Source organism: Acidovorax sp. (genome assembly GCF_047607405.1).
Taxonomy (GTDB): Bacteria; Pseudomonadota; Gammaproteobacteria; order Burkholderiales; family Burkholderiaceae_C; genus Acidovorax.
Genome location: NZ_JASGDA010000021.1, coordinates 1 through 26,973, shown reverse-complemented (window position 1 = coordinate 26,973; position 26,973 = coordinate 1). Strand labels below are relative to the sequence as shown.

The window sequence follows — 26,973 nt, the reverse complement described above, 5'->3', positions numbered from 1 at the left end:
GCGCGCAGCCAGTCGTGCAGCGCGGGGGGCAGCGGCGCGCGGTCGGCGGCGCCTTGGGCCTGCTGCGCGAGCGTGGCGCGCAGCGCCTGCGGCAGCACGGCGCGCTGGCTGGCGACCTGGGGCTTGGCCTCGATCTGGCCCGCGTGGTTGAGCGTGAAGCCGGTCACGGCGAACAGCAGCATGCCCAGCAGGCACAGCGCGGAGCTGACCCAGTGCCATTCGTGCAGCGTCTTGAGCCAGTAGGCGCGGCGCCGGTTGTCCTGTTGTCGTGTCATGGAAGGGGGTGCGTGTACGCGGCCAGCCCGCGTGCAAACCGGGGATTCTAGTTTCAGCAAATGCAAACCATTTTCATTTGCCCAATCTTTACCTGGATATGCCCCTCGGATGGTGCGCCGCACAAAACCTGTGCGGCGCACCCTTGCAGCAGGGTGGCACGGATTACAAGCCAAATCGGCCTCCAGCGCCTATTCAGAAAGCACAAGCAGCTATCAAAAACTGAGTAAATGCCAGGCTGGCACAGGGCTTGCATCGCCCCAGGGCAGCGAAAGGCGAGCCATCCAATGGCGGGTGCCGCCCTTCCACCCCGGACAAAGGCGTCCCCGCCCGTGCAACCCCCGCGCGGCGCGAGGACGCCTTTTTTGTTTGTCGATGCCCGCAACCAGGAGAGCCCCATGACCGACCCGATGACACCCCGCCCCACCCGCCGCACCGTGCTGCAGGCCGCCGCCGCGGGCGCCGTGGGGGTGAGCCCGGCCCTGCGCGCCCTGGTCCACGCCCAGGGCTCGGACGCGCCCGAGAAGAAAGAGGTGAAGATCGGCTTCATCCCCCTGACCGACTGCGCCAGCGTGGTCATGGCCTCGGTGCTGGGCATCGACAAGAAGTACGGCGTGACCATCGTCCCCACCAAGGAGGCGTCGTGGGCCGGCGTGCGCGACAAGCTGGTCAACGGCGAGCTGGACCTTGCCCACGTGCTCTACGGCCTGGTCTATGGCGTACACCTGGGCGTCTCGGGCCCCAAGAAGGACATGGCCGTGCTGATGAACCTGAACCACAACGGCCAGGCCATCACGCTGTCCAAAAAACTCGCCGACAAGGGCGCGGTGAACGGCGCGGGCCTTGCCAAGCTGATGGCCAGCGAGAAGCGCGAATACACCTTCGCCCAGACCTTCCCCACCGGCACGCACGCCATGTGGCTGTATTACTGGCTGGCCGCCAACGGCATCCACCCCCTGAAGGACGCCAAGGTCATCACCGTGCCGCCGCCGCAGATGGTGGCGAACATGCGCGTGGGCAACATGGACGGCTTCTGCGTGGGCGAGCCCTGGAACCACCGCGCCATCATGGACGGCATCGGCGTGACGGCCACCACCACGCAGGCCATCTGGCAGGACCACCCCGAGAAGGTGCTGGGCACCACGGCCGAGTTCGTGCAGAAGTACCCCAACACCGCGCGCGCCGTGACCGCCGCCATCCTGGAGGCAGGCCGCTGGATCGACGAGGGCCTGGCCAACAAGAACAAGATGGCCGAGACCATCGCGGGCAAGGCCTACGTGAACACCGGCGTGGAGGCGATCAACCAGCGCATCCTGGGCCGCTACCAGGACGGCATGGGCAAGACCTGGGACGACCCCAACCACATGAAGTTCTACAACGAGGGCGCGGTGAACTTCCCGTACCTGTCGGACGGCATGTGGTTCCTGACGCAGCACAAGCGCTGGGGCCTGCTCAAGGACCACCCGGACTACCTGGGCGTGGCCAAGGCCGTGAACCGCATCGACGTGTACAAGCAGGCCGCCGCCGCGTCGAAGACGCCGCTGCCCAAGGGCGAGATGCGCAGCCACAAGCTGGTGGACGGCGTGGTGTGGGACGGCAAGAACCCCGCCCAGTACGCCGACGGTTTCAAGATCAAGGCATGAAGGAGCCAGCACCATGGTCAGCGCAGTCTTCCACGCCCCGCCCGAACCCGTGGTGGCGCCAATCACTATGAAAAAAGTAGCTGCCAGCGCCCATCCAGCAAGCGCTGGAGGCCAAAAACACCTTGAAAAGCCGGGCCGCGACTGGGCCGCCCTGTCGCGCGGCTTCTGGCTGGCCGTGCTGCCGCCGCTGTGCGGCCTGGGCCTGCTGGTGGCGGTGTGGGCCGCGGTGTCGGCCACCACGGGCGGCAGCATTCCCGGCCCGCGCGAGACCTGGGCGCAGGCGGTGGAGGTGTTCAGCAACCCGTTCTACCGCAACGGCCCCAACGACCAGGGCGTGGGCTGGAACGTGCTCATGAGCCTGCAGCGCGTGGCCATCGGCTTCGGGCTGGCGGCGCTGGTGGGCATACCGGCGGGCTTCGTCATCGGGCGGTTCAATTTCCTGTCGCGCATGTTCAACCCGCTCATCAGCCTGCTGCGGCCCGTGTCGCCGCTGGCGTGGCTGCCCATCGGCCTCCTGGTGTTCAAGGGCGCCAACCCGGCGGCCATCTGGACCATCTTCATCTGCTCCATCTGGCCCATGGTCATCAACACCGCCGTGGGCGTGCAGCGCGTGCCGCAGGACTACATGAACGTGGCCCGCGTGCTGAACCTGTCCGAATGGAAGATCGCCACCAAGATTCTCTTTCCCGCCGTGCTGCCCTACATGCTGACCGGCGTGCGCCTGGCCGTGGGCACGGCGTGGCTGGTGATCGTGGCCGCCGAGATGCTGACCGGCGGCGTGGGCATCGGCTTTTGGGTGTGGGACGAGTGGAACAACCTGAACGTCAAGAACATCCTCATCGCCATCTTCGTCATCGGCATCGTGGGGCTGGTGCTGGAGTACGCGCTGGTCAAGCTGGCAACGGCGTTCACGTTCGAAGAGGTGAAGTCATGAGCAACAACCCCGCCAAGTTCATCGAGATCCAGGGCGTCGAGCAGACCTTCAAGACGGCCAAGGGCCTGTTCCCCGCGCTCAAGGGCATCGACCTGACCATCGCCAAAGGCGAGTTCGTGGCGCTGATCGGGCACTCGGGCTGCGGCAAGAGCACGCTGCTGAACCTGATCGCGGGCCTCACAAGCCCCACCCACGGCGCGCTGCTGTGCGCCAACAAGGAGATCAAGGGCCCGGGGCCGGAGCGCGCCGTGGTGTTCCAGAACCACTCGCTGCTGCCCTGGCTGACCTGCTTCGACAACATCCATCTGGCCGTGGAGCGCGTGTTCGCGGCCAAGGAAAGCCGACAGCAGCTGCGCGAGCGCACCGACGCCGCGCTGGCCCTGGTGGGCCTGTCGCACGCGGCGCAGAAGCGCCCCGGCGAAATATCGGGCGGCATGAAGCAGCGCGTGGGCATTGCCCGCGCCCTGTCCATGGAGCCCCAGGTGCTGCTGATGGACGAGCCCTTCGGCGCGCTGGACGCCCTCACCCGCGCCAAGCTGCAGGACGAGCTGCTGGAGATCGTGGCGCGCACGCAGAGCACCGTGGTCATGGTGACGCACGATGTCGATGAAGCCGTGCTGCTGTCCGACAAGATCGTGATGATGACCAACGGCCCGGCGGCCACCATCGGCGAGGTGCTGACCGTTGGCCTGCCCCGCCCGCGCAACCGCGTGGAGCTGGCCGAGGACGCGCGCTACGTACACTGCCGCAAGGCGGTGATCGACTTTCTGTACACCCGCCAGGGGCACGTGGAAAAAGCCGCCTAGCGCCCGGCGCCGGAGATGTACTGCTCCAGCTGTTCGATGATGAACTTCTGCTCCGAAATGATCTGATTGACCAGGTCGCCGATCGAGACCATGCCCACCAGCTTGCCGTCGTCCACCACGGGCAGGTGGCGCAGGCGGTGGCTGCTCATGAGCTGCATGCACTGCTCGCTGGTCTGGTCGGGCCGCACGAACAGCACGTGCGAGGTCATCACGTCGCGCACCGCCGTGTCGGCGGACGTGCGGCCCAGCAGCGCGATCTTGCGGGCGTAGTCGCGCTCCGTGAAGATGCCCGCGATGGCATCGCCCTCGGTCACCAGCAGCGCGCCGATGCCCTTGTCGGCCATCAGGCGCAGCGCCTGCAGCACCGTGTCGGTGGGGCGCACGCTGTGTACGGTGGCGTTCGGTTTGCGCTTGAGGATGTCGGCTACCAAAGTCATGTGAGTCCTCCCGGGGATGATGGATGGCGCTCATTTCAGCCCATCACGGCGCCGCTGGCAAGCGCCGCCCGCGAAACAAAACGGCACAAATGAAACCTGGCAAGCTTGCCTTGATTGTTTCAAAATCCAGAAAAGTCAATTTGTGACTTAGTAGTTTTTTAATGAACTCCACCGGCGTACAGTTCACCCCATCGATGAGCCGAACCCGCAAAGGCGACTCACCGAACCCGGTGAATCCACCGGTTTTTTTCGAGACGCTTCAACCACTGAAAGGAATCATCATGAACAAGACCGCACGCTTCTTCTCCCTGGCCGCCGTGGCTGCCCTGACCGCTTTCGGCGCACAGGCCGGTGAACTCGACCCCGGCCAGTTCGCCCTGAAGTTCGACACCAACCGCACCCGCGCCGAAGTGCGGGCCGAGGCCCAGGCCGCCGCCGTGGCCTCCGTCCGCAACCTGGAACCCGCAGGCTCGCGCGTGGTGACGTACCAGTCCACGACCGACCGCGCCGCCGTGCGCGCCCAGGCTGCCGAAGCCGTGCGCACCGGCCAGATCGCCTACGGCGAAATCGGCACGCTGTAATCCGTCCGATTGCCAATGAAAAGGGCTCCTGCGGGAGCCCTTTTTTTGCTTTTTTTTGACGCTTATTGCGCCGTCAACGCCCGCCGTGGCGCGGCCTTCTGCGGCCCCTTCATCTGCTTGCGCAGCTCCACCGCGTCGCGCGTCTGCGTGGGGGCCGTGGCGTCGATGCGGAACACCTGCACGGTTTCGGCCACGGTCTGCGCCTGGCCGTGCAGCTGCAGGGCCGACGCGGCGTTCTGCTCCACCAGGGCCGCATTCTGCTGGGTGATGCTGTCGAGTTGGGCCACGGCGGCGTTGACCTGCGCAATGCCGCTGAGCTGCTCGTTCGACGCGCTGTGGATCTCGCCGATCAGCGTGTTCACGCGGCGCACCAGCTCCAGCGACTCGGCCATGGTCTTCTGCGCGGCGTCGGTCTTGGCGTGGCCCTCTTGCACGGTGGTGGCCGAGTTGTCGATGAGCTGGCGAATCTCCTTGGCCGCCGACAGCGTGCGGTGCGACAGGCTGCGCACCTCGGCCGCCACCACGGCGAAGCCCCGGCCCTGCTCGCCCGCGCGCGCCGCCTCGACGGCGGCGTTGAGCGCGAGGATGTTGGTCTGGAAGGCAATGGAGTCGATGAGCTGCGTGATCTCGCCGATGCGGCCCGACGCGGTCTGGATCTGCTTCATGGTGTCCGCCACGCCGTCCACGGCCTGGCTGCTGCGCTCGGCCACGCCGGTGGCCTGCGTGGCGAGCTGGGCGGCCTGGCGCGCGGACTCGGCCGTCTGCCGCACGGTGCCGGTGATTTCTTCCATCGACGCGGCCGTCTGCTCCAGGCTGCCGGCCTGCGCCTCGGTGCGCGCGGACAGGTCCTGGTTGCCCTGCGCGATCTCGCGGGTGGACACCTGCATGTGCTCGCTCTCCTGGCGCGCGTCGCGCACGATGGACAGCACGTTCACGTTGAGCTGGGACAGCGCCTTTTGCAGGTAGCCCACGGTGTCGCTGCGCGTGACGGTGATGTTCTGCGTGAGGTCGCCCGCCGCGATGCGGTTGGCCCATACCAGCATCTGGGCCAGCGGCGCGACCATGGTCTGGTGCAGGTAGGCCGCAACGCCCAGGGCCAGCAGCAGCACAGCTGCCCAGGCAGCGCCGGAGACCACCGACAGGCTCTGCCCGCCCAGCAGCGCGGCGCCCCAGGCGGCGGCCACCAGCAGCAGCGTACTCAGCACGATCTTGCCCGCCAGGCCCAGGCGCAGCGCGCCGCTGATGCGGCCCCACAGGTCGTTCTTGACCACGCGCCCCACGCTGAGCGTGTGTACCAGCCTGCCCGCCTGCTTCTCGGCCCGCATCTGCGCGTAGAGCTGCTCGGCCGCCTGGATCTGCTCGCGCGTGGCCTCGGTGCGCACCGACATGTAGCCCGTGGGCTGGTCGCCCTGCATCAGCGGCGTGACGTTGGCCATCACCCAGTAGAAACTGCCGTCCTTGCGCCGGTTCTTCACCGGGGCCGACCAGGGGATGCCCTTGGCAATGGTTTCCCACATGTCCCGGTAGGCCTCCTCGGGCATATCGGGGTGGCGCACGATATTGTGGGGTTGGCCCAGCAACTCCTCCTTGTCATACCCGCTGACGGTAATGAACATCGGGTTGCAATACAGAATGCGCCCCTTCAGGTCCGTGGTGGAGACCAGGGTTTCACCCCGGGGGAAAGCGTATTCTTGCGCACTGACCGGGAGATTCATTCGCATGGAAATATTCCTTTATCCGCGCCCGGCCCCTCCGCACAGAAGCACGCGACGGCTCACTGACACACACCCTCCGTCAATATGCTATACCCAAATTGACGCGCAGCAAGGCTTGTTCCGGGTAGTTCCTTCGGTAATTTCCACAGGGAAAATAAGCTTGCTTATGAAAATACCCTCCGCCCCCACCATGGGCAGCCGGAGATATTCATTCACATGAATGGTGCATTTTTTGAGAAAAGAACTGCCGCCGCAGTCTGGGGCCGCCTTATGCGCCCCGTATAGCGCGCCCAGCGCAAGAAAATGCGCGCAGCGCGCAAATCGCCGCCGTGCCGGGCTGCCCTCAGAGCGTGTCATGCGCTCCTGCGCGCCCGGCCTGCGTCCTGCACCGCCAGGGCCACGCCGCGCACCACGTCGCCCACCACGATCACCGAGGGACTGCCCAGCCCTTCGCGCACCAGGGTGGCGTGCAGGCCCGCGAGCGTGGTGACGGCATGGCGCTGCTGCGGCAGGCTGGCGTGCTGGACGATGGCCACCGGCGTGCCAGCGGGCAGGCCGCCAGCGAGCAGCTCTTGCTCGATGGTGGCCGCACCGCTCACGCCCATGTAGATCACCAGCGTGAGCTTGGCGTCGCGCGCCGCGGCCGCAAGCTGGCGCCAGTCGGTGCCCGCGTCGCCGGGCTGGGCGTGGCCGGTGACGAAGACCACGCCGTGCGCATGCTCGCGGTGCGTGAGCGGCGCGCCCAGCGAGGTCAGGCCCGCGAGCCCCGCAGTGATGCCGTTGACGACTTCCACCTGCACTCCGGCGGCGCGCAGGTGTTCCACCTCCTCGCCGCCACGGCCAAAGATGAACGGGTCGCCGCCCTTGAGGCGCACCACGTTCTCGCCCTCGTTGACGGCCATCAGCATCAGCTTTTCGATGAAGGCCTGCGGCGTGCTCTTGCAGCCCCCGCGCTTGCCCACGTGGATGACGCGCGCGCCAGGCGCTGCCAGCGCCACGATGGCGTCGCTCACCAGGTCGTCCACCAGCAGCACCGTGGCGGCCTGGATGGCCTTCACGGCCTTGACGGTCAGCAGCTCCGGGTCGCCGGGGCCTGCGCCGACCAGGGTGCAGCGGCCTGTGGGATAGGTGTAGGTATTCATGGGGTGGCTTCTCGTTCTGTCTGATCCGCGATGCGCAAGATGTGTTCCACCTGCCGGGCCATGGCGGGCGGCACGGGCAGTTCGCCCGCGAGCACGCGGCGCGTGTAGGCGGCGGTGGTGGCCACGTCGATCTCGGCGGGCAGGCCGGGCACGTCGCTGGCGGTGCCGGGCTGCTGTGATTCGAGCACGGTGTGTACGCCGCGCACGAAGCCGTCGTAGCGCGGCGTGCGGCGCGGGTCGGTGGCGACCTCGCCCTCCAGCCCGCGCGAGAGCAAGGCGCTCATGCCCAGCGTGCCGAAGGTGGCCAGCAGCATGTCGAAGTACTCAGGGTGCGTGTAGGCCGTGACCACCACCGACGGCCCGGCGCACGGGCTCATCAGCTTCACCACGCTGTGCCCCGGGTTGCGCAGGCCCACCACCTCGCGCACAGCCAGCAGGCGCGCAAGGCCAGGGTGCAGGTGCTGGGTGTGGATGTGGCGCACGCTGCCGTTTGCTATTTTTTCAGGAGCTGTCAGCGCAGGTGTATCAAGCGCTGCGAGCACATCGGATGCCAAAACCCGCCGCGCCTCGGTGCGCATGCCGTGCAGCAGCACGGGCAGGCCCTCGCGCGCCAGCAGCAGCGCCAGCAGGGGCGTGAGCACGGGCAGCCTGCGCGCGCCGTTGTAGCTGGGCAGCACGATCAGCGGGCGGTCGGTGGCGGGCAGCTTGGACAGGCGCCGGTGCGTGGCGTCCAGGAATCCGCACATTTCTTCTGCCGTCTCGCCCTTGATGCGCATCGCCAGGCAGAACGCGCCGACCTCCAGGTCGGTCACCGCGCCGTCGAGCACCTGGCCGAACAGGTCGCTCGCCTGCGCGCGCGTGAGCGGCTTGGCCCCGCGCGCGCCCCGGCCGATTTCCTTGATGTACTGGCTGATGCTCATGGAACGCAATTTTCCGCCAGTCAAGCCAACTTTGGGTTATATGACCGCAGCAGGCGCTTGATCTCGGGCAGGCAGGACCCGCAGTTGGTGCCGCAGCGCAGCCCGCCCTGCAATTGCGCCAGCCGCGCGTCGTCGCTGCCGTGGCAATGGGCCAGGGCGGTGGTGATGGCGGCGTCGGTGACGTTGAAGCAGCTGCACACGGGCTTGCCGCGGGACTGCACCGCCACCGGGGCCGTGGCGCCGGGCTTGAGCAGCAGGCGGCCATAACTCTGCGCGGGCAGTTCTTCTTGCAGCAGGGTCTTGAGCCAGTGGGCCGAGCGCGTGTCGCCCGCCAGCAACACGCCCGCCAGCGTGGCGGCGTCGCCCTGGCGCAGCAGCCGGGCGGCGCGGCGCTGGCCGCGCTGGGTGTCGGCATAGCGCAGGGTGTCGGGCGCGTCCAGGCCCAGCAGACTTTCGATGCGCGCGAGAAGCGCCACGGGCGGGGCCTCGTGCGCGGCGGCGCGCAGCAGCACGCCGGTGCGTTCGGCCTGGCCCAGCGGCGCGTTGTTGCCGAAGGGTACGCAGGCGGCGAAAGGGAATTCGCCCATCAGCGCAGCCAGGGCTTCGCGCGCGGACTGCGCGGCGTCGGCAGGCACCCAGGCCATGGCGAACAGCGCCCAGGGCAGTGGGGCCTTGAGGATCTTGACCGCCGCGTGTTTCAGCTCGGGCTGCTTGGACGTGGGGCAGAACGCCGAGGTGGTGAGCGCATTCACGCCCGCCAGCCGCTGGCCCGTGGCGGATTGGCCGCTGAGGAACTCGCCGCCCCAGTGCATGGCGATGAAGGCTTGCGATGCGCCCAGGTTCGCATCGGCCTGGGCGGGCAGGATGATGGAGCCGCGCTGGCTGGTCACGTGTACCAGGTCGCCGTCTTTCAGGCCATGCCGGGCCATGTCCTCGGGGTGCATCTGCACACAGGGCTCGGGCACGTGGCCGAACAGGCGGCCCAGGGTGCCCGTGCGCGTCATGCCGTGCCATTGGTCGCGCAGGCGGCCTGTCGTCAGGCTGAACGGGTAGCGCGACCCGCGCGGCTCGGCCAGTGACTGCCAGGCGTGGGCGGCGAAGCGGGCGCGGCCGTCGGGGGTGGGAAAGATGCCGTCTTCGTACAGTCGCGCCTTGCCGGTGGCGGCGCCTGTGGGCACGGGCCATTGCTGGGGGCCGCGCTCGTCGAGCATTTGCCACGACAGGCCGGTGATGTCCAGGTCGCGCCCGCGTGTGCTTTCGCGGTGCTCGTTCCAGATGGTTTCGGCGCCCGCATCGTCTGGGCTGTAGGGGAACAGCGTGGGTGCGCCGGGGCGCAGGCGCTCCTCCAGCAGGTGCGCGAACTGCACCGCAATCGCCCAGTCGTTGCGCGCCTCGCCGGGTGCGGGTACGGCGGGGCGCACGCGCGAGATGCAGCGTTCGCTGTTGGTGACGGTGCCCGTCTTTTCGCCCCAGGTGGTGGCGGGCAGCAGCAGGTCGGCATAGGCACAGGTGGCGGCGGTGGCAAAGGCTTCCTGCACCACCACGAAGTCCGCGCGCTGCAGGGCGCGGCGCACGGTGGCCTGGTCGGGCAGGCTTTGCGCGGGGTTGGTACAGGCTATCCACAGGGCCTTGATTTCGCCGTCCGCAGCGGCCTGGAACATCTCTACCGCCGTCTTGCCGGGTTGGGCGGGCACGTCGGCCACGCCCCACAGCGCCGCCACCTCGGCGCGGTGCTGCGGGTTGCCCAGGTCGCGGTGGGCGCTGAGCAGGTTGGCCAGGCCGCCCACTTCGCGCCCGCCCATGGCGTTGGGCTGGCCGGTCAGGCTGAACGGGCCCGCGCCGGGCTTGCCGATCTGCGCGGTGGCCAGGTGCAGGTTGATGAGCGCGGCGTTCTTGGCCGTGCCGCTGCTGCTCTGGTTCAGGCCCTGGCAGTACAGGCTCAAGGTGGCGGCGGATGTGGCGAACCATTGGGCGGCGGTAATGAGGTCGGCCTCTGGAATGCCGCACACCTGGGCCACGCGCGCGGGCGTGGCTTCGCGCACCAGCGCCTGCACCGCGTCGAAACCCGTGGTGTGTACGGCGATGTAGTCCGCATTCACCCAGCCCTCGCGCAGCATCACGTGCAGCATGCCGTTGAACAGCATCACGTCGCTGCCGGGCTGGATGGGCAGGAACAGATCGGCCAGCCCGGCGGTGTCGGTGCGGCGCGGGTCGGCCACGATGACCTTCATGCCGGGGTTGGCCGCGCGCGCCGCCTCGATGCGGCGAAACAGAATGGGGTGCGCCCACGCCGCGTTGCTGCCCACGAAGAACAGGCACTGCGCATGGTTCACGTCGTCATAGCAGGCGGGCGGCGCGTCGGCGCCCAGCGTCTGCTTGTAGCCCGCCACGGCGCTGCTCATGCACAGGCGCGAGTTGGTGTCGATGTTGTTGGTGCCGATGAGGCCCTTGGCGAGTTTGTTGAAGACGTAGTAGTCCTCGGTGAGCAGCTGGCCGCTGACGTAGAAGCCCACGGTGCCGGGGCCGTGCGTCTGGATGACGCGGGCGAACTTTTCCGCCGCCAGTTGCAGCGCCGCATCCCACGCTATCGGCAGGGCTTCGCCGCCGCGCTGGCTGCGCCACTGGGGCCGCAGCAGGCGCGTTTGCAGCGTGACCGGGCTGGCGGCGGTGAGATGCAGCGTGCTGCCCTTGGTACACAGCCGCCCGAAGTTGGCAGGGTGCGCAGGGTCGCCGCGCACGCCGGTGATCTGCGCGCCATCGCTTTCGATGATGACGCCGCAGCCCACGCCGCAGTAGGGGCAGGTGGAGCGGGTTTCTTGCATGGCGTGGGGTTTCAAGTGTTTTTTGGCCTCTAGCGCTTATGCAGTAAGCACAAGCAGCTATCAGATCAGGAGCATCCGAACATCAGATCATCGCGGATGTCCGCCACGCTGCGCCCTTCGCGCACCAGGTCGAAGTACCACGCGCCCTGCGCCGTGTCGCCGTACAGGCAGGCGCCGACCAGCTTGTCGTCCTTCACCAGCAGCTTCTTATAGACGCCGCCCTCGGGGTCGGTCAGCACGATCTCCTCCACCCCTTCGCCGCCCGCGAAGTCGCCCGCGCTGAACAGGTCGATGCCCGTCACCTTCAGCTTGGTGGCGGTGTGCGAGCCCGGGTACAGGCCGATGCCGTGCTGCGCCAAATGGGTTGCCGCCACCCGCCCCTGCTCGAACAGCGGCGCCACCAGCCCATAGGCCACGCCCCGGTGCGCGGCGCACTCGCCCACGGCGTAGATGCGCGGGTCGGTCACGGTCTGCAGCGTGTCGCTGACGACAATGCCCTTGTCCACATACAGGCGCATCTGCTCGGCCAGGGCCGTGTTGGGGCGTATGCCCACGGCCATCACCACCAGGTCGGCGGGTAGCTCGCTGCCATCGGCAAAGCGCACGGCGCACACACGGCCTGCGGCGTTGCCCAGCAGCTCCTGCGTCTGCGCGCGCAGCTTGAACTGCATGCCGCGCGCGGCCAGTTCCTGCTGCAGCAGCGTGCCCGCTGCTTCGTCGAGCTGGCGGTTCAGCAGCCAGTCGCCGGTATGCACCACCGTGGCCTGCATGCCGCGCTTCATCAGGCCGCTGGCCGCCTCCAGCCCCAGCAGGCCGCCGCCGATGACCACGGCGTGCCGGTAGGTGGTGGCGGCGGCGATCATGGCCTCTGTGTCGGCAATGTCGCGGTAGGCCAGCACACCGTCCAGGCCGTTGCCGGGCACGGGCAGGATGAAGGGCCTGGAGCCGGTGGCGAGGATGAGCCGGTCGTATTCGGCGGTCACGACCTCGCCCGCGCCGTTGGTGGCCGTGACGGTGCGCCGCGCGCGGTCCACGTGCGTCACGGTGCAGCCCGCATGCAGCGTGATGCCGTGCTGCGCGTACCAGCCCCAGTCGTTCAGGATGATCTCGTCGATGGTCTGCTCGCCCGCCAGCACGGGCGACAGCATGATGCGGTTGTAGTTGGGGTGCGGCTCCGCGCCGAACACCGTGATGTCGTAGAGGCCCGGCGCGGCCTTGAGCAGCTCTTCCAGCGTGCGCACACCGGCCATGCCGTTGCCGACCATCACCAACCGGGGCTTTGTCATCGGGTTCCCTCGCTACGTCGGTGCCAAAACAAAAAAGGCGCCCGCACCGCACGGCTTCGGGGCTTTCCGAAACCGCCAGTGGGGACGCCTTTGTCCTTGCAGCCCCCCGCGCCATGGCAGGGCGGGCCGCTGGGCAGGATGACGCAACGACCATGCCAGCCGGTTTGCACCGATCTGGGGCGCACCCCGAAGGACTACAGGGCGCCCAGCTCTTTTTCGAGCGCCTGAAGCTGTTCGCGCAATTCCTGGGTGCGGGCTTCGCACGCCGTCTTGCGCTCGGCGCCGGTGGCCTCGCGCTCCTGCGCGAACTGGGTGCCCGCGAGGGCGCTGCGCCGAAGGGGCCCCGCCTGCGCCACGGCCTCGGTCTGCGCCGCGCATTCGCGCTGGTGGCGCTCCAGCGCCGCGCGCGCCTGCGGCACGCCCTGGGTCTGCAGGTAGTTCTTGCGCTGCCACGATGCGCCGAAGGCGCCTTCCTTCGTCGCAGAAGGCGGGGCCTGGATGGGGGTGGCGCCCTGCATGGCGGGGCGCGCCTCGATCGTCTCGCCCCGGCCCGGGCAGGGCGCGTCCTGGAACGACACCTTGCCGTCGGCGCCCGTGCATTTGTTGATGGCCCAGGCCGGGGCCAGAAAGCCCAGCGCCAGGGCGCAGGCGGCGTAGCGGCGGATCAGCGGTTTCATGCGTGCATCCTACAATCCGCGGCTCCCATGAGCATCCCTTTCTTCGACGCCGTCATCATCGGCGCTGGCGCGGCCGGCCTGTTCTGCGCCGCGCAGGCGGGGCAGCGCGGCCTGTCGGTGCTGCTCATCGACCATGCGGACAAGGTGGCCGAGAAGATCCGCATCTCCGGCGGCGGGCGCTGCAACTTCACCAACCGCGACCTGGACCCGCGCGCGCCGCACAGGCACTTTGTCGGGCAGAACCCGCAGTTCTGCCGCTCGGCCCTGTCGCGCTTCACGCCCGCCGACTTCATCGCGCTGGTGGACAGGCACGGCATCGCCTGGCACGAGAAGCACAAGGGCCAGCTCTTTGCCGACCGCTCGGCCGAAGACATCATCGCCATGCTGCTGGCCGAGTGCGACGCGGGGCGGGTGACGCGCTGGCAGCCCTGCGGCGTCAAAAATATAGTGTTTTTGGCCTCCAGCGCTTATCCATCAAGCACCGTCAGCTATCAAATTGATACTGATCGGGGCCCCGCGCAGGCACGCTCGCTGGTCATCGCCACGGGCGGGCTGTCCATCCCCAAGATCGGCGCGACCGATTTCGGCTACCGCGTGGCGCAGCAGTTCGGCGTGCCGCTGGTGGAGCGCCGCCCCGGCCTGGTGCCGCTGACCTTCGACGGCGACTTTGCGCCGCTGGCCGGGCTAGCCCTGCCCGTCGAGATCAGCACGACTGGTAGCAAGAAAGAGCGCATGGCCTTCCACGAAGACCTGCTGTTCACGCACCGGGGCCTGTCCGGCCCCGGCGTGCTGCAAATCTCCAGCTATTGGCAGCCTGGCACGCCCATCGCCATCGACCTTGCGCCCGGCGTGGACCTGCACGCCGCCTTGCAGGACGCCAAGGCACGCTCCAGAAAACTGATCGCCAACGAACTCGCCGCCCACGTGCCCGCCCGCCTGGCCGACGCCTGGGCGCAGCAAAGCCCCGACTGGCAGCGCCCCGTCAACGAAGCCAGCGACAAGGCCCTGGCCCGCCTGGCCGAGCAACTGGCGCGGTGGGAGCTGACGCCCACCGGCACCGAGGGCTACAGAAAGGCCGAGGTGACGCTGGGCGGCATCGACACGCGCGCGCTGTCGCAGCAGACCCTGGAGTGCAAGGCGCAGCCGGGCCTGTACTTCATCGGCGAGGTGGTGGACGTGACGGGCTGGCTGGGCGGCTACAACTTCCAGTGGGCCTGGGCCAGCGCGCATGCGTGCGCGCAGTCTCTGCCACAGACGCTATAATGCTCGGCTTTGCTGGCAAACCCCGTCGGCCAATACTAGTTAAAGACGGGGAACCCGCCGCGCATGGCTTTCAGGCCCGATCTTCCTGGATTCCCTCTGCGGGCACATTTTGGAAACCATTAGCTAATGACCACCATCCGCGTTAAAGAAAACGAACCCTTCGACGTTGCCCTGCGCCGCTTCAAGCGCACCATCGAAAAGCTGGGCCTGCTGACCGACCTGCGCGCCCGCGAGTTCTACGAGAAGCCCACCGCCGAGCGCAAGCGCAAGAAGGCAGCCGCCGTCAAGCGCCACTACAAGCGCGTGCGCAGCATGCAGCTGCCCAAGAAGCTGTACTGATCGTTCAGCCTTTCTTTGAAGAACCCGCGCTAGGGACGCCGAGCGCGGGTTTTTTGTTTTTCACTCCGGAGAAAACCATGAGCCTCAAGGACCAGATCACCGAAGACATGAAGACCGCCATGCGCGCCAAGGACAGCGAGCGCCTGGGCACCATCCGCCTGCTGCAGGCGGCGATGAAGCAAAAAGAGGTGGACGAGCGCATCACGCTCGACGACGCCGCCGTGGTCGCCATCGTGGACAAGCTCATCAAGCAGCGCAAGGACAGCATCGCCGCCTTCGAGGGCGCGGGCCGCCAGGACCTGGCCGACAAGGAGAAGGCCGAGATGGCCGTGCTGCAAGCGTATTTGCCCGAGCGCATGTCCGCCGACGAGGTAGCGGCAGCCGTCAAGGCCATCGTGGCCGAGGTCGGAGCCGCAGGCCCGGGCGACATGGGCAAGGTGATGGGCGTGGTCAAGACGCGCCTGGCGGGCAAGGCCGACATGGGCCAGGTCTCCGCCGCCGTGAAGGCTGCTCTGGCCGGTTGATAAAAGGGACGCGCCATGACCTACCAAATCGCCGTGATCGCAGGCGACGGCATTGGCCGCGAGGTCATGCCCGAGGGCCTGCGCGCCGTGCAAGCCGCCGCCCAACGCTTCGGCCTGCCACTGAAGCTGCACACCTTCGACTGGGCGCACTGCGACTACTACGCGCAGCACGGCAAGATGATGCCCGACGACTGGAAGGCGCAGTTGCAGGGCATGGACGCCATCTTCTTCGGCGCCGTGGGCTGGCCCGCCACCGTGCCCGACCACGTCTCGCTGTGGGGCAGTCTGCTCAAGTTCCGCCGCGAGTTCGACCAGTACATCAACCTGCGCCCCGTGCGCCTGTTCGAGGGCGTACCCTGCCCGCTCGCGGGCCGCAAGCCCGGCGACATCGACTACCTGGTGGTGCGCGAGAACACCGAGGGCGAGTACACGTCGCTCGGCGGCATCATGTACGAGGGTACGGACCGCGAGATCGTCATCCAGGAATCTGTCTATTCGCGCAAGGGCGCGGAGCGCCTGCTGAAATTCGCCTTCGACCTGGCGCAAAGCCGCCCGCGCAAGCACGTCACACTCGCCACCAAGAGCAACGGCATCGCCATCAGCATGCCCTGGTGGGACCAGCGCGCCGACGAGGTGGCACGCCAGTACCCGGACGTGGCGCTGGACAAACAGCACATCGACATCCTCACCGCCCGCTTCGTGCTGCAACCGGGCCGCTTCGACGTGGTGGCCGCGACCAACCTGTTCGGCGACATCCTCTCCGACCTGGGGCCCGCCACCACGGGCACCATCGGCCTGGCGCCTTCGGCCAACCTGAACCCCGACCGCAGCTTCCCCAGCCTGTTCGAGCCGGTACACGGCTCGGCGCCCGACATCTACGGCCAGAACATCGCCAACCCCATCGCCATGATCTGGTCGGGCGCGCTGATGCTGGACTTTTTGACCCACGGCCAGGGCGCGGGCCGGGCGGCGCACGATGCCATCGTGGCGGCGATCGAGGAAGTCATCCGCAGCGGGCCGCGCACGCCAGACCTGGGCGGCACGGCCAACACCACGCAGGTGGGCGAGGCCATCGCGGCGCATATCGCCCGAGGCTGATGTCCGGGCGGGATTGCTCCTGATTCAATAGCTTCCAGCACTTGTCCATCAAGCGCTGGAGGCTGTTTTTCTTTCAAATCGCCGGATGTTCAGGAGCCCGCCACCTTCATCCGGTTGACCAGCACAGACCCGACCGTCTTGGCCCCGTAGTTGTAGGCATCCGCCCCCACGGCCTCGATGCCGAGGAACATGTCCTTGAGGTTGCCCGCGATGGTGATCTCGTGTACCGGGAAGGCGATACGGCCTTTTTCCACCCAGAAACCGCTCGCGCCGCGCGAGTAGTCGCCCGTCACGTAGTTCACGCCCTGGCCCATGAGTTCGATGACGAACAGGCCCGTGCCCAGCTTCTGCAGCATGGCGTCCAGGTCGTCGCCGCTCTGCGTCAGGCGCGAGGTCATCGCCAGGTTGTGCGATCCGCCCGCGTTGCCTGTCGTCTTCATGCCCAGCTTGCGGGCCGAGTAGCTGCTGAGGAAGTAGCCCTGCACGCGACCGGCATCCACCACCTTGCGGGGGGCCACGCGCACGCCTTCCTCGTCGAAGGGCGAGCTGCCCTTGCCGCGCGGGATGAAGGGGTCTTCCCGCACGTCGATGTGCTTGGGAAAGACCGGCTTGCCCAGCGAATCGAGCAGGAACGTGCTCTTGCGGTACAGCGCCCCGCCGCTCACGGCCTGCACGAAGCCGCCCAGCAGGCCCGCGGCCAGGGTGGATTCGAACAGCACGGGGCATTGCGTGGTCGGGATCTTGCGTGCCCCAAGGCGGCTCAGGGCGCGCTCTGCGGCGTAGCGGCCCACGGCCTCGGGCGAGGCCAGCTCGGCCGCGTCGCGCATGGAGCTGTACCAGGCGTCGCGCTGCATCTCGGCGTTCTTGCCGGGCAGCGAGGCGATGGGCGCGACCGAGAAGCTGTGGCGCGAGCTGGCGTACCCGCCGCGAAAGCCGCGCGTGTGGGCGCTGAAGAAATGGCTCTGCTGGGCCGACACGCCCGCGCCTTCGCTGTTGGTGATGCGGCGGCTGGTCTTCAGCGCGGCGGCCTCGCAAACCATGGCCATCTGCGCGGCCTGCTCGCTGGTGACGGCCCAGGGATGGAACAGGTCCAGGTCGCGGTGCGTGCCGGGCGGGGCGATGTCCGTCTCGTCGGGCAGCCCGGCCATGGGGTCTTCCGCCGTGAAGCGGGCGATGTCGTAGGCGGCCTGCACGGTCTGTTCGATGGCCTGGCCCGAGAAGTCGGACGTGCTGGCGTTGCCCCGGCGGTGGCCGATATAGACCGTCACGCCCAGGGACTTGTCGCGGTTGCGCTCCACGTTCTCCAGCTCGCCCTTGCGCACGCTGACCGACAGGCCGCAGCCCTCGGACGCCTCGGCGCCCGCGTCGGTGGCGCCGAGCTTCTTGGCGTGGCTCAGGGCGCGGTCCACCAGCTCTTCAAAAAAAGGGCGGCTGTAGCTGAAGCCGGACTCGGGCGCGGAAGGAGTAGTTTTCATAGCGGCGGCTATGATACTTGCCGCCTTTCGCCCCTATCTCCCATGTCACGCAAACCCAAAAAAGGCTACTTCGTGAAGGGCCATTTCGTTGCCGAAGGCAGCGAGCTGGACCTGCAGCTGAAAGCCGAACTCAAAGGCACGCCCGATGCCAGCCGCACCGACCTCAAGCGCGAAAGCGACGAACTCCAGGACCTGGGCAAGGAGCTGCTGACCCTGCGCGCCGACCTGTTCGACGGCATCGGCCTGCCCGAGAAGCTGGCCGAGGCCATTGCCGAAGCCCGGCGCATCACCAACTTCGAGGGCAAGCGCCGCCAGATGCAGTACGTGGGCAAGCTCATGCGCAAGCTGGAGCCTGAATTGGTGGACGCCGCGCGCCAGGCGCTGGAGGTGCAGCGCACCGGCTCCGCCGCCGACAAGCTGGCCCTGCACCTGGCCGAGCAATGGCGCGACCGCCTGATCGCCGACGACGGCGCCCTGGCCGACTGGATGGACGCGCACCCCGGCACCGACACGCAGCAACTGCGCGCCCTGGTCCGCCAGGCGCGCAAGGACGCGCCCGAAGGCAAGGCTGCCAACGTGCAAGCCTCGCAGGGCCTGGCCCCGCGCAAGGGCCGCGCCTACCGCGAGCTGTTCCAGTTGGTGCGCGCCGCCCTGGGGGCTGGCGATGGCGAGTGACGCCGTGCATGACCCGGTGCGCATCGGCATCGTCTCCATCAGCGACCGCGCCAGCAGCGGCGTCTATGAAGACAAGGGCCTGCCCGCGCTGCAGGACTGGCTGACGCGGGCGCTGAAGAACCCCGTCACGTTCGAGCCGCGCCTGATCCCCGACGAGCAGGCGCGCATCAGCGCCACGCTGATCGAACTGGTGGACGTGGCCGCATGCAGCCTGGTGCTGACCACCGGCGGCACCGGCCCCGCCCTGCGCGACGTGACGCCCGAGGCCACGCTGGCCGTGGCGCACAAAGAGATGCCGGGCTTTGGCGAGCAGATGCGCCAGATCAGCCTGAAGTTCGTGCCCACGGCCATCCTCTCGCGCCAAGTGGCGGTCATTCGCGGGCAGAGCCTCATCATCAACCTGCCCGGCCAGCCCAAGGCCATCGCCGAGACACTGCAAGGGCTGCCGGATGCGCCGGGCATCTTCGCGGCCGTGCCCTACTGCATCGACCTGATCGGCGGGCCGTACCTGGAGACGCGGGACGAAGTGTGCAAGGCCTTCCGGCCCAAGAGTGCGCAGAAATCTTAGAGCCAAATCAGGCTCCAGCGCTTATCCAGCAAGCGCTGGCAGCTCATATTTCAATAGCAATCAGAAGCCGCGCAGCTCGCCCCACTCGGCGAAGGGCGCGCGGCCTGCGCGCATGGCGTTGATGGGCGCCGCCGTGTCTTCATAGCCCAGCGCCACGCCAAAGGCCACGCAGTCGGTCTCTGGCAGAGCCAGCGCCTTGTGCAGCGTACCCGCATAGCGCCGCCAAAAGCCCTGCGGGCAGGTGGCCAGGCCGTGCTCCACGGCCAGCAGCATCAGCGACTGCAGGTAGATGCCCAAGTCCGCCCACTGCGGCTTGCCCATGCGCTCGTCCGTGCAGACGAAGATGCCCACGGGCGCGCCGAAGAACTCGGCGTTCTTCGCCAACTGGCGCAGGCGGCCCGCTTTGTCCTCGCGCGGGATGCCGATGCTGCGGTACAGGTCTTCGCCGTTGGCGAAGCGGCGCGTGCGGTACGGCTCCCACAGGTTGGGCGGGTAGGACTCCGTCCCCTCCTCGGGCTGGGCGGCGGCCACGGCGGCCATGACCTGGCGCAGCGGCTCGCCCGCCAGGGCCAGCACGCGCCAGGGCTGCAGGTTGCCGCCCGATGCGGCCTGGGCCGCTTGCTCCAGCAGGGACTGCACCAGCGCGGCGGGCAGCGCGTCGGGCTTGAAGGCGCGCACGGAGCGGCGCTGGCGCAGGGCGTCTGTCACGTTCATGAAGGCTTACTTTCCGATGATGGTGTTGAGCTTGTCGGCCTCGAAGCATTCTTCCTTGGCCGCATCGCAGGGCACGCAGTCGCTTGTTTTCTGCGCGGCGGCCAGCTTTTCAATGGCCTGCCACAGCAGCGCGATCTGGTGCTCCTGCGACGCGGCATTGCCCACCAGTTGGCGCATGGCCTGCGACAGCGGGTCGTCCTGCTGCTGCTCGACGCCGTAGGCGCTGAACTTGGTGTGCTCGGTCACGTCGGCGCTCTGCCCCTCCTTGGACGGAATGATGCGCGCCGGGATGCCCACGGCGGTTGCGCCTGCGGGCACGGGCTTGATGACGACGGCGTTGCTGCCTATTTTGGCGCCGTCGCCCACCTCGAAGCCGCCGAGCACCTTGGCGCCCGCGCTCACCACCACGTCACGGCCCAGCGTGGGGTGGCGCTTGGTGCCCTTGTAGAGCGAGGTGCCGCCCAGCGTCACGCCCTGGTAGATGGTGCAGCCGTCGCCGATCTCGGCCGTCTCGCCCACCACCGTGCCCATGGCGTGGTCGAAGAACACGCGCTCGCCGACCTTGGCGCCGGGGTGTATCTCGATGCCTGTACACCAGCGCGCGAGGTGCGAGATGAAGCGCCCCAGCCACTTGAGGCCGTGCGTCCAGCACCAGTGCGCGGGCCGGTGCAGCCAGATGGCGTGCAGGCCGGGGTAGCAGGTGATGACCTCCCAGGTGCTGCGCGCGGCGGGGTCGCGGTCGAGGATGCACTGGATGTCGGAGCGCAGGCGGGCGAACATGCGTTGTGGTTATATGTAAAGAGGGAACGCAGTCTAGCGTTTTGCCCGCGCCGTCTCGATCATGGCCTTGGCGACACCGCGCAGGATGTGGATTTCCTCCTGCGTGGGTTGCGCGCGGTTGAAAAGCTGGTTCAGGCGCGGCATGAGCTTCTTGGGCGCGGCGGGGTCGAGGAAGCCCACGTCCGTGAGCGCCTGCTCCCAGTGCGCCAGCATGCCCGCCACCTGGGCCGCATCGGCGCGCTGGCCCTGCGGGGCGGATTCCTGCACGGCGAAACCGCCCAGCGCCTGCCGCCATTCGTAGGCGATGACCTGGATGGCCGCGCCCAGGTTCAGCGAGCCGAAGCCGGGGTTGGTGGGGATGGAGAGGGCCACGTGGCAGCGGTACACGTCTTCGTTGGCCATGCCGAAGCGCTCGCTGCCGAACAGGAAGGCCACGCCGGTTTCATGGGTCAAATTGGCCTCCAGCGCTTGTCCATAAAGCGCTGGCAGCTCTTTTTTCAATAGCAAATCGAAGTGCGCGCGCGGTGCGCGCGTGGGCGGGCCGAAGTCGCGCGGCGTCATGGCCGTGGCGCACAGGTGGCTCATGCCGTCCAGGGCTTCGTCGAGGGTTTGGACGATGCGGGCGTTCTCGAGCACGTCCAGGGCGCCGCTGGCGCGCTGGATGGTCTCCTCCTTGCGCAGCACGTTGGGCCAGCGCGGCGCGACCAGCACGAGGTCGGTGAACCCCATGGTCTTCATGGCGCGGGCGGCGGCGCCGACGTTGCCTGCATGGCTGGTATGAATGAGGATGAAACGGGTGCGCATGGACGGCATTGTCTCTGGTTGTAAACATCGGTATTCGCTGACAGCGGCGACCGCGTTGTGTCTCTATAACCGTTTCGTCAACACAGGAGAAATCACATGACCCAACGACTCCCCCGCCGCCAGTGGCTGCTGCTGGCCCCGGCCCTGCTCGCCACGTTCGGCGCACGCGCGCAGCCGAACGACCCGCCCAACCCCTACCCGCCCTATGGCCAGGGCGGCGGCACCTTCTTTCGCGTGATCCGCGCCACCTACGGCACCGAGCGGCGCAACGTGGACGTGACCGACCGCGTGCAGCAGCTCGTCGCGCAGGACCGGCAGTTCACCGCCAGCAACCAGACCTTCCGCACCGACCCGGCCCCGCGCCAGACCAAGACGCTGTGGATCGAGGCCGAGGGCCGCAACGGCATGCGCCGCACCTTTGCCTACCGCGAGGGCGACAGGGTGGACGGCGCGCAGTTCCGCAGCTACAACGACGGCCCCGGCCACGGCGGCGGTCGCCCCCAGCCGGGCTGGGACCGCATCGAGCAGGCCGTCTTCGGCGTGGACGGGCGCGGCATGGACGTGACGCAGCGCGTGCGCCAGCTGCTGCAGCAGGGCCGCCCCTTCCCCGTGGACCCGCAGAGCATGGGCGGCGACCCGGCCTACGGCCAGACCAAGTACCTGCACATTCGCCTGCGCGGCCGGGGCCGCCCGCAGATCTACAAGGAAGGCGACTGGGTGGACCCGCAGCAGCTCATGGACGGCGGCTACCCGCGCTGAACGAACGGGGGGTGCGGGTAAAATCGCCGGTTTCGCGCTGCATCGTCGGCGCAGCCCGCTGTCCTTTGCCTACAACCTATGTCGTCGTCCAACCTGCACCCCATGCTCAACGTGGCCATCAAGGCCGCACGCGCCGCCGGCGCCATCATCAACCGCGCGGCGCTGGACGTGGAGTCGGTGCGCATCTCGCAAAAGCAGATCAACGACTTCGTGACCGAGGTGGACCACGCGAGCGAGCAGGCCATCATCCAGACACTGCTGGACGCCTACCCCGGCCACGGCATCCTGGCCGAAGAGTCGGGCAAGACCCACGGCGCCAAGGACTCGGACTACATCTGGATCATCGACCCGCTGGACGGCACCACCAACTTCATCCACGGCTTCCCTGTCTATTGCGTCAGCATCGCGCTGGCGGTCAAGGGCAAGATCGAGCAGGCCGTCATCTACGACCCCACGCGCAACGACCTGTTCACCGCCACGCGCGGGCGCGGCGCCTTCCTGAACGAGCGGCGCATCCGCGTCTCCAAGCGCACGCAGCTCAAGGAATCGCTGATCTCCACGGGCTTCCCCTTCCGCCCCGGGGACAACTTCAACACCTACCTGAACATGATGGCCGACGTGATGCAGCGCGCCGCGGGCCTGCGCCGCCCGGGCGCCGCCGCGCTGGACCTGGCCTACGTGGCGGCGGGCTTCACCGAGGCTTTCTTTGAAACCGGCCTGTCCATCTGGGACGTGGCCGCCGGTTCGCTGCTGGTGACCGAGGCCGGCGGCCTGATCGGCAACTTCACGGGCGAGGCGGACTTTCTGGAGCAGCGCGAATGCCTGGCGGGCACGCCGCGCATCTACGGGCAACTGGTGCCCATCCTCACCAAGTACAGCAAGTTCGCGGGCGCGGGCGACAAGGCCGCCGTGCGGCAGGCCGCAGCAGACGGCGAAGACGGCACCGCCGCCTGATTTGCTACGTTTTCAATAGCTGCCAGCGCTGACGGGACAAGCGCTGGAGCCTGTTTTTATGCCCAACGCCTCACCAGCCCGCCCCCCTGGGCTGCATGAGGGCGGCGATGTCCTCCACCGGCCCAGGCCGCCCGAACAGGTACCCCTGAAACCCCTCGCAGCCGTGCAGCCGCAGGAAGGCCAGCTGCCCCGCCGTCTCCACCCCCTCGGCCACCACGTCCAGATCCAGGCTCGCAGCCAGCGCCAGGATGGTGCGCACGATGGCCGCATCGTTGGGGTCTGTCAGCACGTCGCGCACGAAGCCCTGGTCGATCTTGATCTGGTCCAGCGGCAGGCGCTTCAAGTAGCTCAGCGATGAGTAGCCCGTGCCGAAGTCGTCCAGCGCGAAGCCCACGCCTTCGCTCTTGAGCTGCGCCATGCGCGCGATGGTGTCTTGCGTGTCGCCCAGCAGCAGGCTTTCGGTGAGTTCGAGCTTGAGCTTTCCGGGGTCTGCGCCGTGGTCCCGCAGGGTTTGCAGGACCTGGGCCACGAAGTCCGCCTGCCGGAACTGCCGGGCGCTGACGTTGACCGAGATGCTCAGGCGCGCCGTCTCGGGGTGCTCGCTCCAGCGCCGCAGCTGCTTGCAGGCGGTCTGCAGCACGAACTGGCCCAGCGGCAGGATCAGCCCCGTCTGCTCGGCCAGGGGGATGAATTCGCCGGGGCTGACCATGCCGCGCTGGGGATGGCGCCAGCGCACCAGGGCTTCGGCGCCCTGCACGTTCTCTCGGTGGTCCACCACGGGCTGGTAGTACACCAGCAGTTCCCCCGCCGCCAGGCCCTGGCGCAGGTCGGCTTCGAGCTGCGAGCGGGCGTTGACGGCGGCCTGCATGTCGGGGTCGAAGAAGCGCTGGGTGTTGCGGCCCGCCGCCTTGGCCTGGTACATGGCCAGGTCTGCGCGCTTGAGCAGCTCGTCCAGCGACAGGCGTTCGTCGCCGAAGAGGGTGATGCCGATGCTGGGGGTGCTGTAGTGCCGCGAGCCGTCCAGTTCGAAGGGCTTGTTCAGGCTGGCCAGGAGTTTCTCGGCGACGGTTTCCGCCTGGGCGGCGGCCTCTTGCAGCTGGGGCGCCAGGCCGTCGAGCATGACGACGAATTCATCGCCGCCGAAGCGCGCCACGGTGTCGGCCTCGCGCACGCTTTTCACCAATCGCGCGGCCACTTGCGCCAGCAGCTGGTCGCCCATGTCGTGGCCCAGGGTGTCGTTGAGGTCCTTGAAGTTGTCCAGGTCGATGAACAGCAGCGCCCCCAGGCTGCCGCTGCGCTGGCAGTTCGCCTGGGAGCGCTCCAGCCTGTCCAGCAGCAGCCGCCGGTTGGGCAGGCCCGTGAGCGCGTCGTAGAAGGCCAGGCGCTCGACCTCTTGCTCCGCCCGCTTGCGGTCGGTGATGTCCATGGTGAAGCCGTGCGAGACCACCGAGCCGTCGGGCTCGCGGTGCGGCATGGCGCTGGACATGTGCCAGCGCACGCTGCCGTCCGCCTGGCGCACGCGGTATTCACACTGCCACAGCGTGACCGTGCGCAGCGAGATCATGGCCGTGCGCTGAACCAGAGGCAAATCCTCGACCACCACGTTGCGCCGGATCACGGACTCGTCGGCCAGCACCTCGTGCGGCTCCACACCCATGAATTCGCGCACGGCATCGCTGACGTACACCATGCTGGTGTGCCCATCGGCACGCATGCGGTATTCGTAGATGTAGCCGGGAATGCGGCTGGCGATGCGCTGGATGAACACGAGCCGCTCGCGCAGCTGCTCCGCCGCGCGGTGCTCCTCGGTCACGTCCTGCACCACGCCCATGACGATCTGCGCGCCGTCGCGCGACAGCGTGCGCTGCAGGCGCGAGCGCATCCACCGCACCTCGCCGTCGGGGCGGCGCCAGCGGTACTCCATGTCGTCGCCCACGCCGGGCTCGCGCAGGCTGCGGTGGAACACCGGCCGGTCTTCGTCAAGGATGCCGCTGATGGCGCGCTCGGCGTCCAGCCGCTCCTGCCGCTCGAAGCCCGCGATGTCGCACAGGCCGGGCGACCACAGCAGCACCGTCTGGCCAGCGTCCTCGATGCGGCGCCAGTGGCCCGTGCGCGCCAGGCTCTCCATGGTGTCGAAGACTTCGGTCTGCTCGCGCAGTTCGCGCCGCACGCTCTCCAGCGATTGCTCGGCGGCGGCAAGCTGGGCGCGCAGGCCCTCGGCTTCGGCGGCATCGCGCACCGTCACCACGATGCCGCCGTCGGCCACCCGGCGCGCGGACAGGTCCCAGGCCAGCACCAGGCGGTCGGCCTCGCGCACCACCTTGCGGCAATCCAGCGGCTCGCCCGCGCGTGCCACGTCCAGCAAGCGCTCCAGCAACGGCGGGTCCGCCAGCGGGCCGAACACCTGGCCCGCATCCGACCCGAGGGTGTACGCAGCCTCCAGCCCTGGCATGCCGCGCGCCGCCGCATTGGCAGCCGCCAGCAGCAGGCGGCCACCCGCCAGCTGGAACGCCATCACCGCGACCGGCACGGCATCCTCCAGGGCCTGCAGGCCCGTCGGCGGCACGGGCGCGGCATGGCCCTCACCGGCAGCAGCGGGAAGGTGGGGCGGCACTGGGGGCTGGATCACGGCGATCACGCATCTCCTGGAATCGGGCCCGGAACGCCCGAACCTCCGTGCCAGCATACCGCCAAGCGGGCAAAATCGTCCCCCCGCAAGCGCCTACATCCATGACCCTCTCCGATCTTTCCGGGCATACGCCCATGATGCAGCAGTACCTCGCCCTCAAGGCGAGCTACCCCGACACGCTGCTGTTCTACCGCATGGGCGACTTCTACGAGGTCTTCTGGCAGGACGCCGAGAAGGCTGCGCGCCTGCTGGACATCACGCTCACGCAGCGCGGGCAGTCGGCAGGCCAGCCGGTGGTGATGGCGGGCGTGCCCTTCCATGCGCTGGAGAACTACCTGGCGCGGCTCATCAAGATGGGCGAATCGGTCGCCATCGCCGAGCAGGTGGGCGACGTGGCCACGGCCAAGGGGCCGGTGGAGCGCAAGGTGGTGCGCGTGGTGACGCCCGGCACGGTGACCGATACCGAGCTGCTGCACGACAAGGCCGAGTCGCTGCTGATGGCCATCCACCAGGGCCCGCGCGCGCGCTGCGGCCTCGCGTGGCTGAGTGTGACGCAGGGCCGCGTCTTTTTGGCCGAGTGCGCCGCAGGCGACCTGGGCGCATGGCTGGCGCGCGTTGCCCCCAGCGAGCTGATCTACAGCGCGGGCGTGACGGAGCGCTTCGAGCAGCAGCTGCAGGCGCTGCGCCAGAGCGGCGCGTTCACCTGCCCCATGAGCCCCCGGCCCGACTGGCAGTTCGACAGCGCCCTGGGCGAGCGCAAGCTGCTCGAAAACCTGGGCGCGGCCAGCCTGCAAGCCTGGGGCGCGCAGGACCTGGGCGAGGCGCACGCGGCCGCCGCCGGGCTGCTGGCCTACGCCGAGCACACGCAGGGCCGCGCGCTGACGCACGTACACAGCGTGCAGGTGCAGCGCGGCGACGACCTCATCGACCTGCCCGCCACCACGCGCCGCAACCTGGAGCTGGTCAAGACCTTGCGCGGCGACGACGCACCCACGCTGTTTTCGCTGCTGGACACCTGCATGACCGGCATGGGCAGCCGCCTGCTGAAGACCTGGCTGCTGGAGCCGCGCCGCGACCGCACCGAGGCCCGCCAGCGCCTGGCCGCCACGACGGCCCTGCGCGGCGCGGGCGGTTCGGGCGGCGGCAGCGGCCCGT

Annotated in this window: 24 protein-coding genes and 2 pseudogenes; 13 read left to right on the top strand and 13 right to left on the bottom strand. The window is 68.4% G+C overall.

Annotation, left to right across the window (positions count from 1 at the left end):
• The coding region (locus QM569_RS02935) for a PepSY-associated TM helix domain-containing protein (RefSeq protein ID WP_414985729.1) at positions 1–275 on the bottom strand (275 nt) is incomplete at its 3' end.
• 396 nt (positions 276–671) lie between these two features.
• On the opposite strand from QM569_RS02935, the gene QM569_RS02930 reads away from it, so the two are divergent.
• The 3 genes from QM569_RS02930 to QM569_RS02920 are packed head-to-tail and all read left to right on the top strand — an operon-like array spanning position 672 to position 3,656.
• The gene (locus tag QM569_RS02930) at positions 672–1,916 is read left to right on the top strand and encodes a CmpA/NrtA family ABC transporter substrate-binding protein (RefSeq protein WP_414985728.1); all 1,245 of its coding nucleotides are present in this window, start codon (positions 672–674) and stop codon (positions 1,914–1,916) included.
• 13 nt (positions 1,917–1,929) lie between these two features.
• Positions 1,930–2,850 carry a nitrate ABC transporter permease gene (ntrB, locus tag QM569_RS02925; RefSeq protein ID WP_414985727.1) on the top strand — a complete coding sequence of 307 codons (921 nt, stop codon included), beginning with the start codon at positions 1,930–1,932 and terminating at the stop codon, positions 2,848–2,850.
• Positions 2,847–3,656 (top strand): ABC transporter ATP-binding protein, encoded by an 810-nt coding sequence (locus QM569_RS02920; RefSeq protein WP_414985726.1) that lies wholly within the window; start codon positions 2,847–2,849, stop codon positions 3,654–3,656. The genes ntrB and QM569_RS02920 overlap by 4 nt, the downstream gene beginning before the upstream one ends.
• Here the strand turns inward: QM569_RS02920 and QM569_RS02915 are convergent.
• Positions 3,653–4,093, bottom strand: coding sequence for a CBS domain-containing protein (locus QM569_RS02915; RefSeq protein WP_414985725.1), 441 nt, complete (start codon positions 4,091–4,093; stop codon positions 3,653–3,655). The genes QM569_RS02920 and QM569_RS02915 overlap by 4 nt on opposite strands.
• 281 nt (positions 4,094–4,374) lie before the next feature.
• Between QM569_RS02915 and QM569_RS02910 the strand changes: the two genes are divergently transcribed.
• On the top strand, positions 4,375–4,674 hold the full coding sequence (locus tag QM569_RS02910) for a DUF4148 domain-containing protein (RefSeq protein WP_414985724.1): 300 nt from the start codon (positions 4,375–4,377) through the stop codon (positions 4,672–4,674).
• Positions 4,675–4,736: 62 nt separating this feature from the next.
• Here QM569_RS02910 and QM569_RS02905 read toward each other — a convergent pair whose 3' ends face one another.
• The 6 genes and pseudogenes from QM569_RS02905 to QM569_RS02880 form a co-directional block, all read right to left on the bottom strand.
• Positions 4,737–6,395 (bottom strand): methyl-accepting chemotaxis protein, encoded by a 1,659-nt coding sequence (locus QM569_RS02905; RefSeq protein WP_414985723.1) that lies wholly within the window; start codon positions 6,393–6,395, stop codon positions 4,737–4,739.
• A gap of 347 nt (positions 6,396–6,742) precedes the next feature.
• On the bottom strand, positions 6,743–7,531 hold the full coding sequence (cobA, locus tag QM569_RS02900; protein ID WP_414985722.1) for a uroporphyrinogen-III C-methyltransferase: 789 nt from the start codon (positions 7,529–7,531) through the stop codon (positions 6,743–6,745).
• A complete protein-coding gene (ybiB, locus tag QM569_RS02895) occupies positions 7,528–8,451 on the bottom strand; it encodes a DNA-binding protein YbiB (protein WP_414985721.1) in 924 nt (307 codons plus the stop codon). Before ybiB ends, cobA begins: the two co-directional genes overlap by 4 nt.
• Positions 8,452–8,471: 20 nt before the next feature.
• Entirely contained in the window at positions 8,472–11,273 is a 2,802-nt protein-coding gene (locus QM569_RS02890; RefSeq protein ID WP_414985720.1) for a molybdopterin-dependent oxidoreductase, read from the bottom strand.
• 74 nt (positions 11,274–11,347) lie between these two features.
• Positions 11,348–12,559, bottom strand: a pseudogene (locus QM569_RS02885) (NAD(P)/FAD-dependent oxidoreductase); the annotation flags it as partial.
• Between the two features lie 194 nt (positions 12,560–12,753).
• Positions 12,754–13,236, bottom strand: a complete 483-nt coding sequence (locus QM569_RS02880) for a DUF4124 domain-containing protein (RefSeq protein WP_414985719.1) — start codon at positions 13,234–13,236, stop codon at positions 12,754–12,756.
• A 27-nt stretch (positions 13,237–13,263) separates the two neighbouring features.
• Here QM569_RS02880 and QM569_RS02875 point away from each other — a divergent pair, with 27 nt between their 5' ends.
• From QM569_RS02875 to QM569_RS02860, 4 genes are all read left to right on the top strand, one after another.
• Complete coding sequence (locus QM569_RS02875; protein WP_414985718.1) at positions 13,264–14,499, top strand: NAD(P)/FAD-dependent oxidoreductase; 1,236 nt, start codon at positions 13,264–13,266, stop codon at positions 14,497–14,499.
• Positions 14,500–14,625: 126 nt separating this feature from the next.
• Positions 14,626–14,838: a 30S ribosomal protein S21 gene (rpsU, locus tag QM569_RS02870; protein WP_007833691.1), complete on the top strand. Its 213-nt coding sequence runs from the start codon at positions 14,626–14,628 to the stop codon at positions 14,836–14,838.
• 77 nt (positions 14,839–14,915) lie between these two features.
• On the top strand, positions 14,916–15,362 hold the full coding sequence (locus tag QM569_RS02865) for a GatB/YqeY domain-containing protein (RefSeq protein ID WP_414985717.1): 447 nt from the start codon (positions 14,916–14,918) through the stop codon (positions 15,360–15,362).
• 15 nt (positions 15,363–15,377) lie between these two features.
• Positions 15,378–16,460, top strand: coding sequence for a tartrate dehydrogenase (locus tag QM569_RS02860; RefSeq protein ID WP_414985716.1), 1,083 nt, complete (start codon positions 15,378–15,380; stop codon positions 16,458–16,460).
• A gap of 89 nt (positions 16,461–16,549) precedes the next feature.
• Here the strand turns inward: QM569_RS02860 and pmbA are convergent, their stop codons facing one another.
• Positions 16,550–17,935, bottom strand: coding sequence for a metalloprotease PmbA (gene pmbA, locus QM569_RS02855; RefSeq protein WP_414985715.1), 1,386 nt, complete (start codon positions 17,933–17,935; stop codon positions 16,550–16,552).
• 42 nt (positions 17,936–17,977) lie between these two features.
• On the opposite strand from pmbA, the gene yjgA reads away from it, so the two are divergent.
• The gene (gene yjgA, locus QM569_RS02850) at positions 17,978–18,610 is read left to right on the top strand and encodes a ribosome biogenesis factor YjgA (RefSeq protein WP_414985714.1); all 633 of its coding nucleotides are present in this window, start codon (positions 17,978–17,980) and stop codon (positions 18,608–18,610) included.
• Complete coding sequence (mog, locus tag QM569_RS02845; protein WP_414985713.1) at positions 18,600–19,178, top strand: molybdopterin adenylyltransferase; 579 nt, start codon at positions 18,600–18,602, stop codon at positions 19,176–19,178. The genes yjgA and mog overlap by 11 nt, the downstream gene beginning before the upstream one ends.
• 60 nt (positions 19,179–19,238) lie before the next feature.
• Here mog and QM569_RS02840 read toward each other — a convergent pair whose 3' ends face one another.
• The 3 genes from QM569_RS02840 to QM569_RS02830 are packed head-to-tail and all read right to left on the bottom strand — an operon-like array spanning position 19,239 to position 21,476.
• Complete coding sequence (locus QM569_RS02840) at positions 19,239–19,892, bottom strand: nitroreductase (protein ID WP_414985712.1); 654 nt, start codon at positions 19,890–19,892, stop codon at positions 19,239–19,241.
• A 6-nt stretch (positions 19,893–19,898) separates the two neighbouring features.
• A complete protein-coding gene (gene cysE / locus QM569_RS02835; RefSeq protein ID WP_414985711.1) occupies positions 19,899–20,672 on the bottom strand; it encodes a serine O-acetyltransferase in 774 nt (257 codons plus the stop codon).
• Between the two features lie 33 nt (positions 20,673–20,705).
• On the bottom strand, positions 20,706–21,476 hold the full coding sequence (locus QM569_RS02830; RefSeq protein WP_414985710.1) for an RNA methyltransferase: 771 nt from the start codon (positions 21,474–21,476) through the stop codon (positions 20,706–20,708).
• 96 nt (positions 21,477–21,572) lie between these two features.
• Between QM569_RS02830 and QM569_RS02825 the strand changes: the two genes are divergently transcribed.
• Together QM569_RS02825 and QM569_RS02820 are read left to right on the top strand one after the other, a co-directional pair.
• Positions 21,573–22,235 carry a hypothetical protein gene (locus tag QM569_RS02825; RefSeq protein ID WP_414985709.1) on the top strand — a complete coding sequence of 221 codons (663 nt, stop codon included), beginning with the start codon at positions 21,573–21,575 and terminating at the stop codon, positions 22,233–22,235.
• A 78-nt stretch (positions 22,236–22,313) separates the two neighbouring features.
• Positions 22,314–23,189, top strand: a complete 876-nt coding sequence (locus tag QM569_RS02820) for an inositol monophosphatase family protein (protein WP_414985708.1) — start codon at positions 22,314–22,316, stop codon at positions 23,187–23,189.
• Between the two features lie 70 nt (positions 23,190–23,259).
• Here the strand turns inward: QM569_RS02820 and QM569_RS02815 are convergent, their stop codons facing one another.
• On the bottom strand, positions 23,260–25,317 hold the full coding sequence (locus QM569_RS02815; protein ID WP_414985730.1) for a putative bifunctional diguanylate cyclase/phosphodiesterase: 2,058 nt from the start codon (positions 25,315–25,317) through the stop codon (positions 23,260–23,262).
• A gap of 602 nt (positions 25,318–25,919) precedes the next feature.
• On the opposite strand from QM569_RS02815, the pseudogene QM569_RS02810 reads away from it, so the two are divergent.
• Positions 25,920–26,973, top strand: a pseudogene (locus QM569_RS02810) (DNA mismatch repair protein MutS); the annotation flags it as partial.

Coding starts and splice junctions, on each gene's coding strand:
- QM569_RS02930 (WP_414985728.1), top strand. CDS start 672: ATGACCGACCCGATGACACCCCGCCCCACCCGCCGCACCGTGCTGCAG.
- ntrB (WP_414985727.1), top strand. CDS start 1,930: ATGGTCAGCGCAGTCTTCCACGCCCCGCCCGAACCCGTGGTGGCGCCA.
- QM569_RS02920 (WP_414985726.1), top strand. CDS start 2,847: ATGAGCAACAACCCCGCCAAGTTCATCGAGATCCAGGGCGTCGAGCAG.
- QM569_RS02915 (WP_414985725.1), bottom strand. CDS start 4,093: ATGACTTTGGTAGCCGACATCCTCAAGCGCAAACCGAACGCCACCGTA.
- QM569_RS02910 (WP_414985724.1), top strand. CDS start 4,375: ATGAACAAGACCGCACGCTTCTTCTCCCTGGCCGCCGTGGCTGCCCTG.
- QM569_RS02905 (WP_414985723.1), bottom strand. CDS start 6,395: ATGCGAATGAATCTCCCGGTCAGTGCGCAAGAATACGCTTTCCCCCGG.
- cobA (WP_414985722.1), bottom strand. CDS start 7,531: ATGAATACCTACACCTATCCCACAGGCCGCTGCACCCTGGTCGGCGCA.
- ybiB (WP_414985721.1), bottom strand. CDS start 8,451: ATGAGCATCAGCCAGTACATCAAGGAAATCGGCCGGGGCGCGCGCGGG.
- QM569_RS02890 (WP_414985720.1), bottom strand. CDS start 11,273: ATGCAAGAAACCCGCTCCACCTGCCCCTACTGCGGCGTGGGCTGCGGC.
- QM569_RS02880 (WP_414985719.1), bottom strand. CDS start 13,236: ATGAAACCGCTGATCCGCCGCTACGCCGCCTGCGCCCTGGCGCTGGGC.
- QM569_RS02875 (WP_414985718.1), top strand. CDS start 13,264: ATGAGCATCCCTTTCTTCGACGCCGTCATCATCGGCGCTGGCGCGGCC.
- rpsU (WP_007833691.1), top strand. CDS start 14,626: ATGACCACCATCCGCGTTAAAGAAAACGAACCCTTCGACGTTGCCCTG.
- QM569_RS02865 (WP_414985717.1), top strand. CDS start 14,916: ATGAGCCTCAAGGACCAGATCACCGAAGACATGAAGACCGCCATGCGC.
- QM569_RS02860 (WP_414985716.1), top strand. CDS start 15,378: ATGACCTACCAAATCGCCGTGATCGCAGGCGACGGCATTGGCCGCGAG.
- pmbA (WP_414985715.1), bottom strand. CDS start 17,935: ATGAAAACTACTCCTTCCGCGCCCGAGTCCGGCTTCAGCTACAGCCGC.
- yjgA (WP_414985714.1), top strand. CDS start 17,978: ATGTCACGCAAACCCAAAAAAGGCTACTTCGTGAAGGGCCATTTCGTT.
- mog (WP_414985713.1), top strand. CDS start 18,600: ATGGCGAGTGACGCCGTGCATGACCCGGTGCGCATCGGCATCGTCTCC.
- QM569_RS02840 (WP_414985712.1), bottom strand. CDS start 19,892: ATGAACGTGACAGACGCCCTGCGCCAGCGCCGCTCCGTGCGCGCCTTC.
- cysE (WP_414985711.1), bottom strand. CDS start 20,672: ATGTTCGCCCGCCTGCGCTCCGACATCCAGTGCATCCTCGACCGCGAC.
- QM569_RS02830 (WP_414985710.1), bottom strand. CDS start 21,476: ATGCGCACCCGTTTCATCCTCATTCATACCAGCCATGCAGGCAACGTC.
- QM569_RS02825 (WP_414985709.1), top strand. CDS start 21,573: ATGACCCAACGACTCCCCCGCCGCCAGTGGCTGCTGCTGGCCCCGGCC.
- QM569_RS02820 (WP_414985708.1), top strand. CDS start 22,314: ATGTCGTCGTCCAACCTGCACCCCATGCTCAACGTGGCCATCAAGGCC.
- QM569_RS02815 (WP_414985730.1), bottom strand. CDS start 25,317: ATGGAGAGCCTGGCGCGCACGGGCCACTGGCGCCGCATCGAGGACGCT.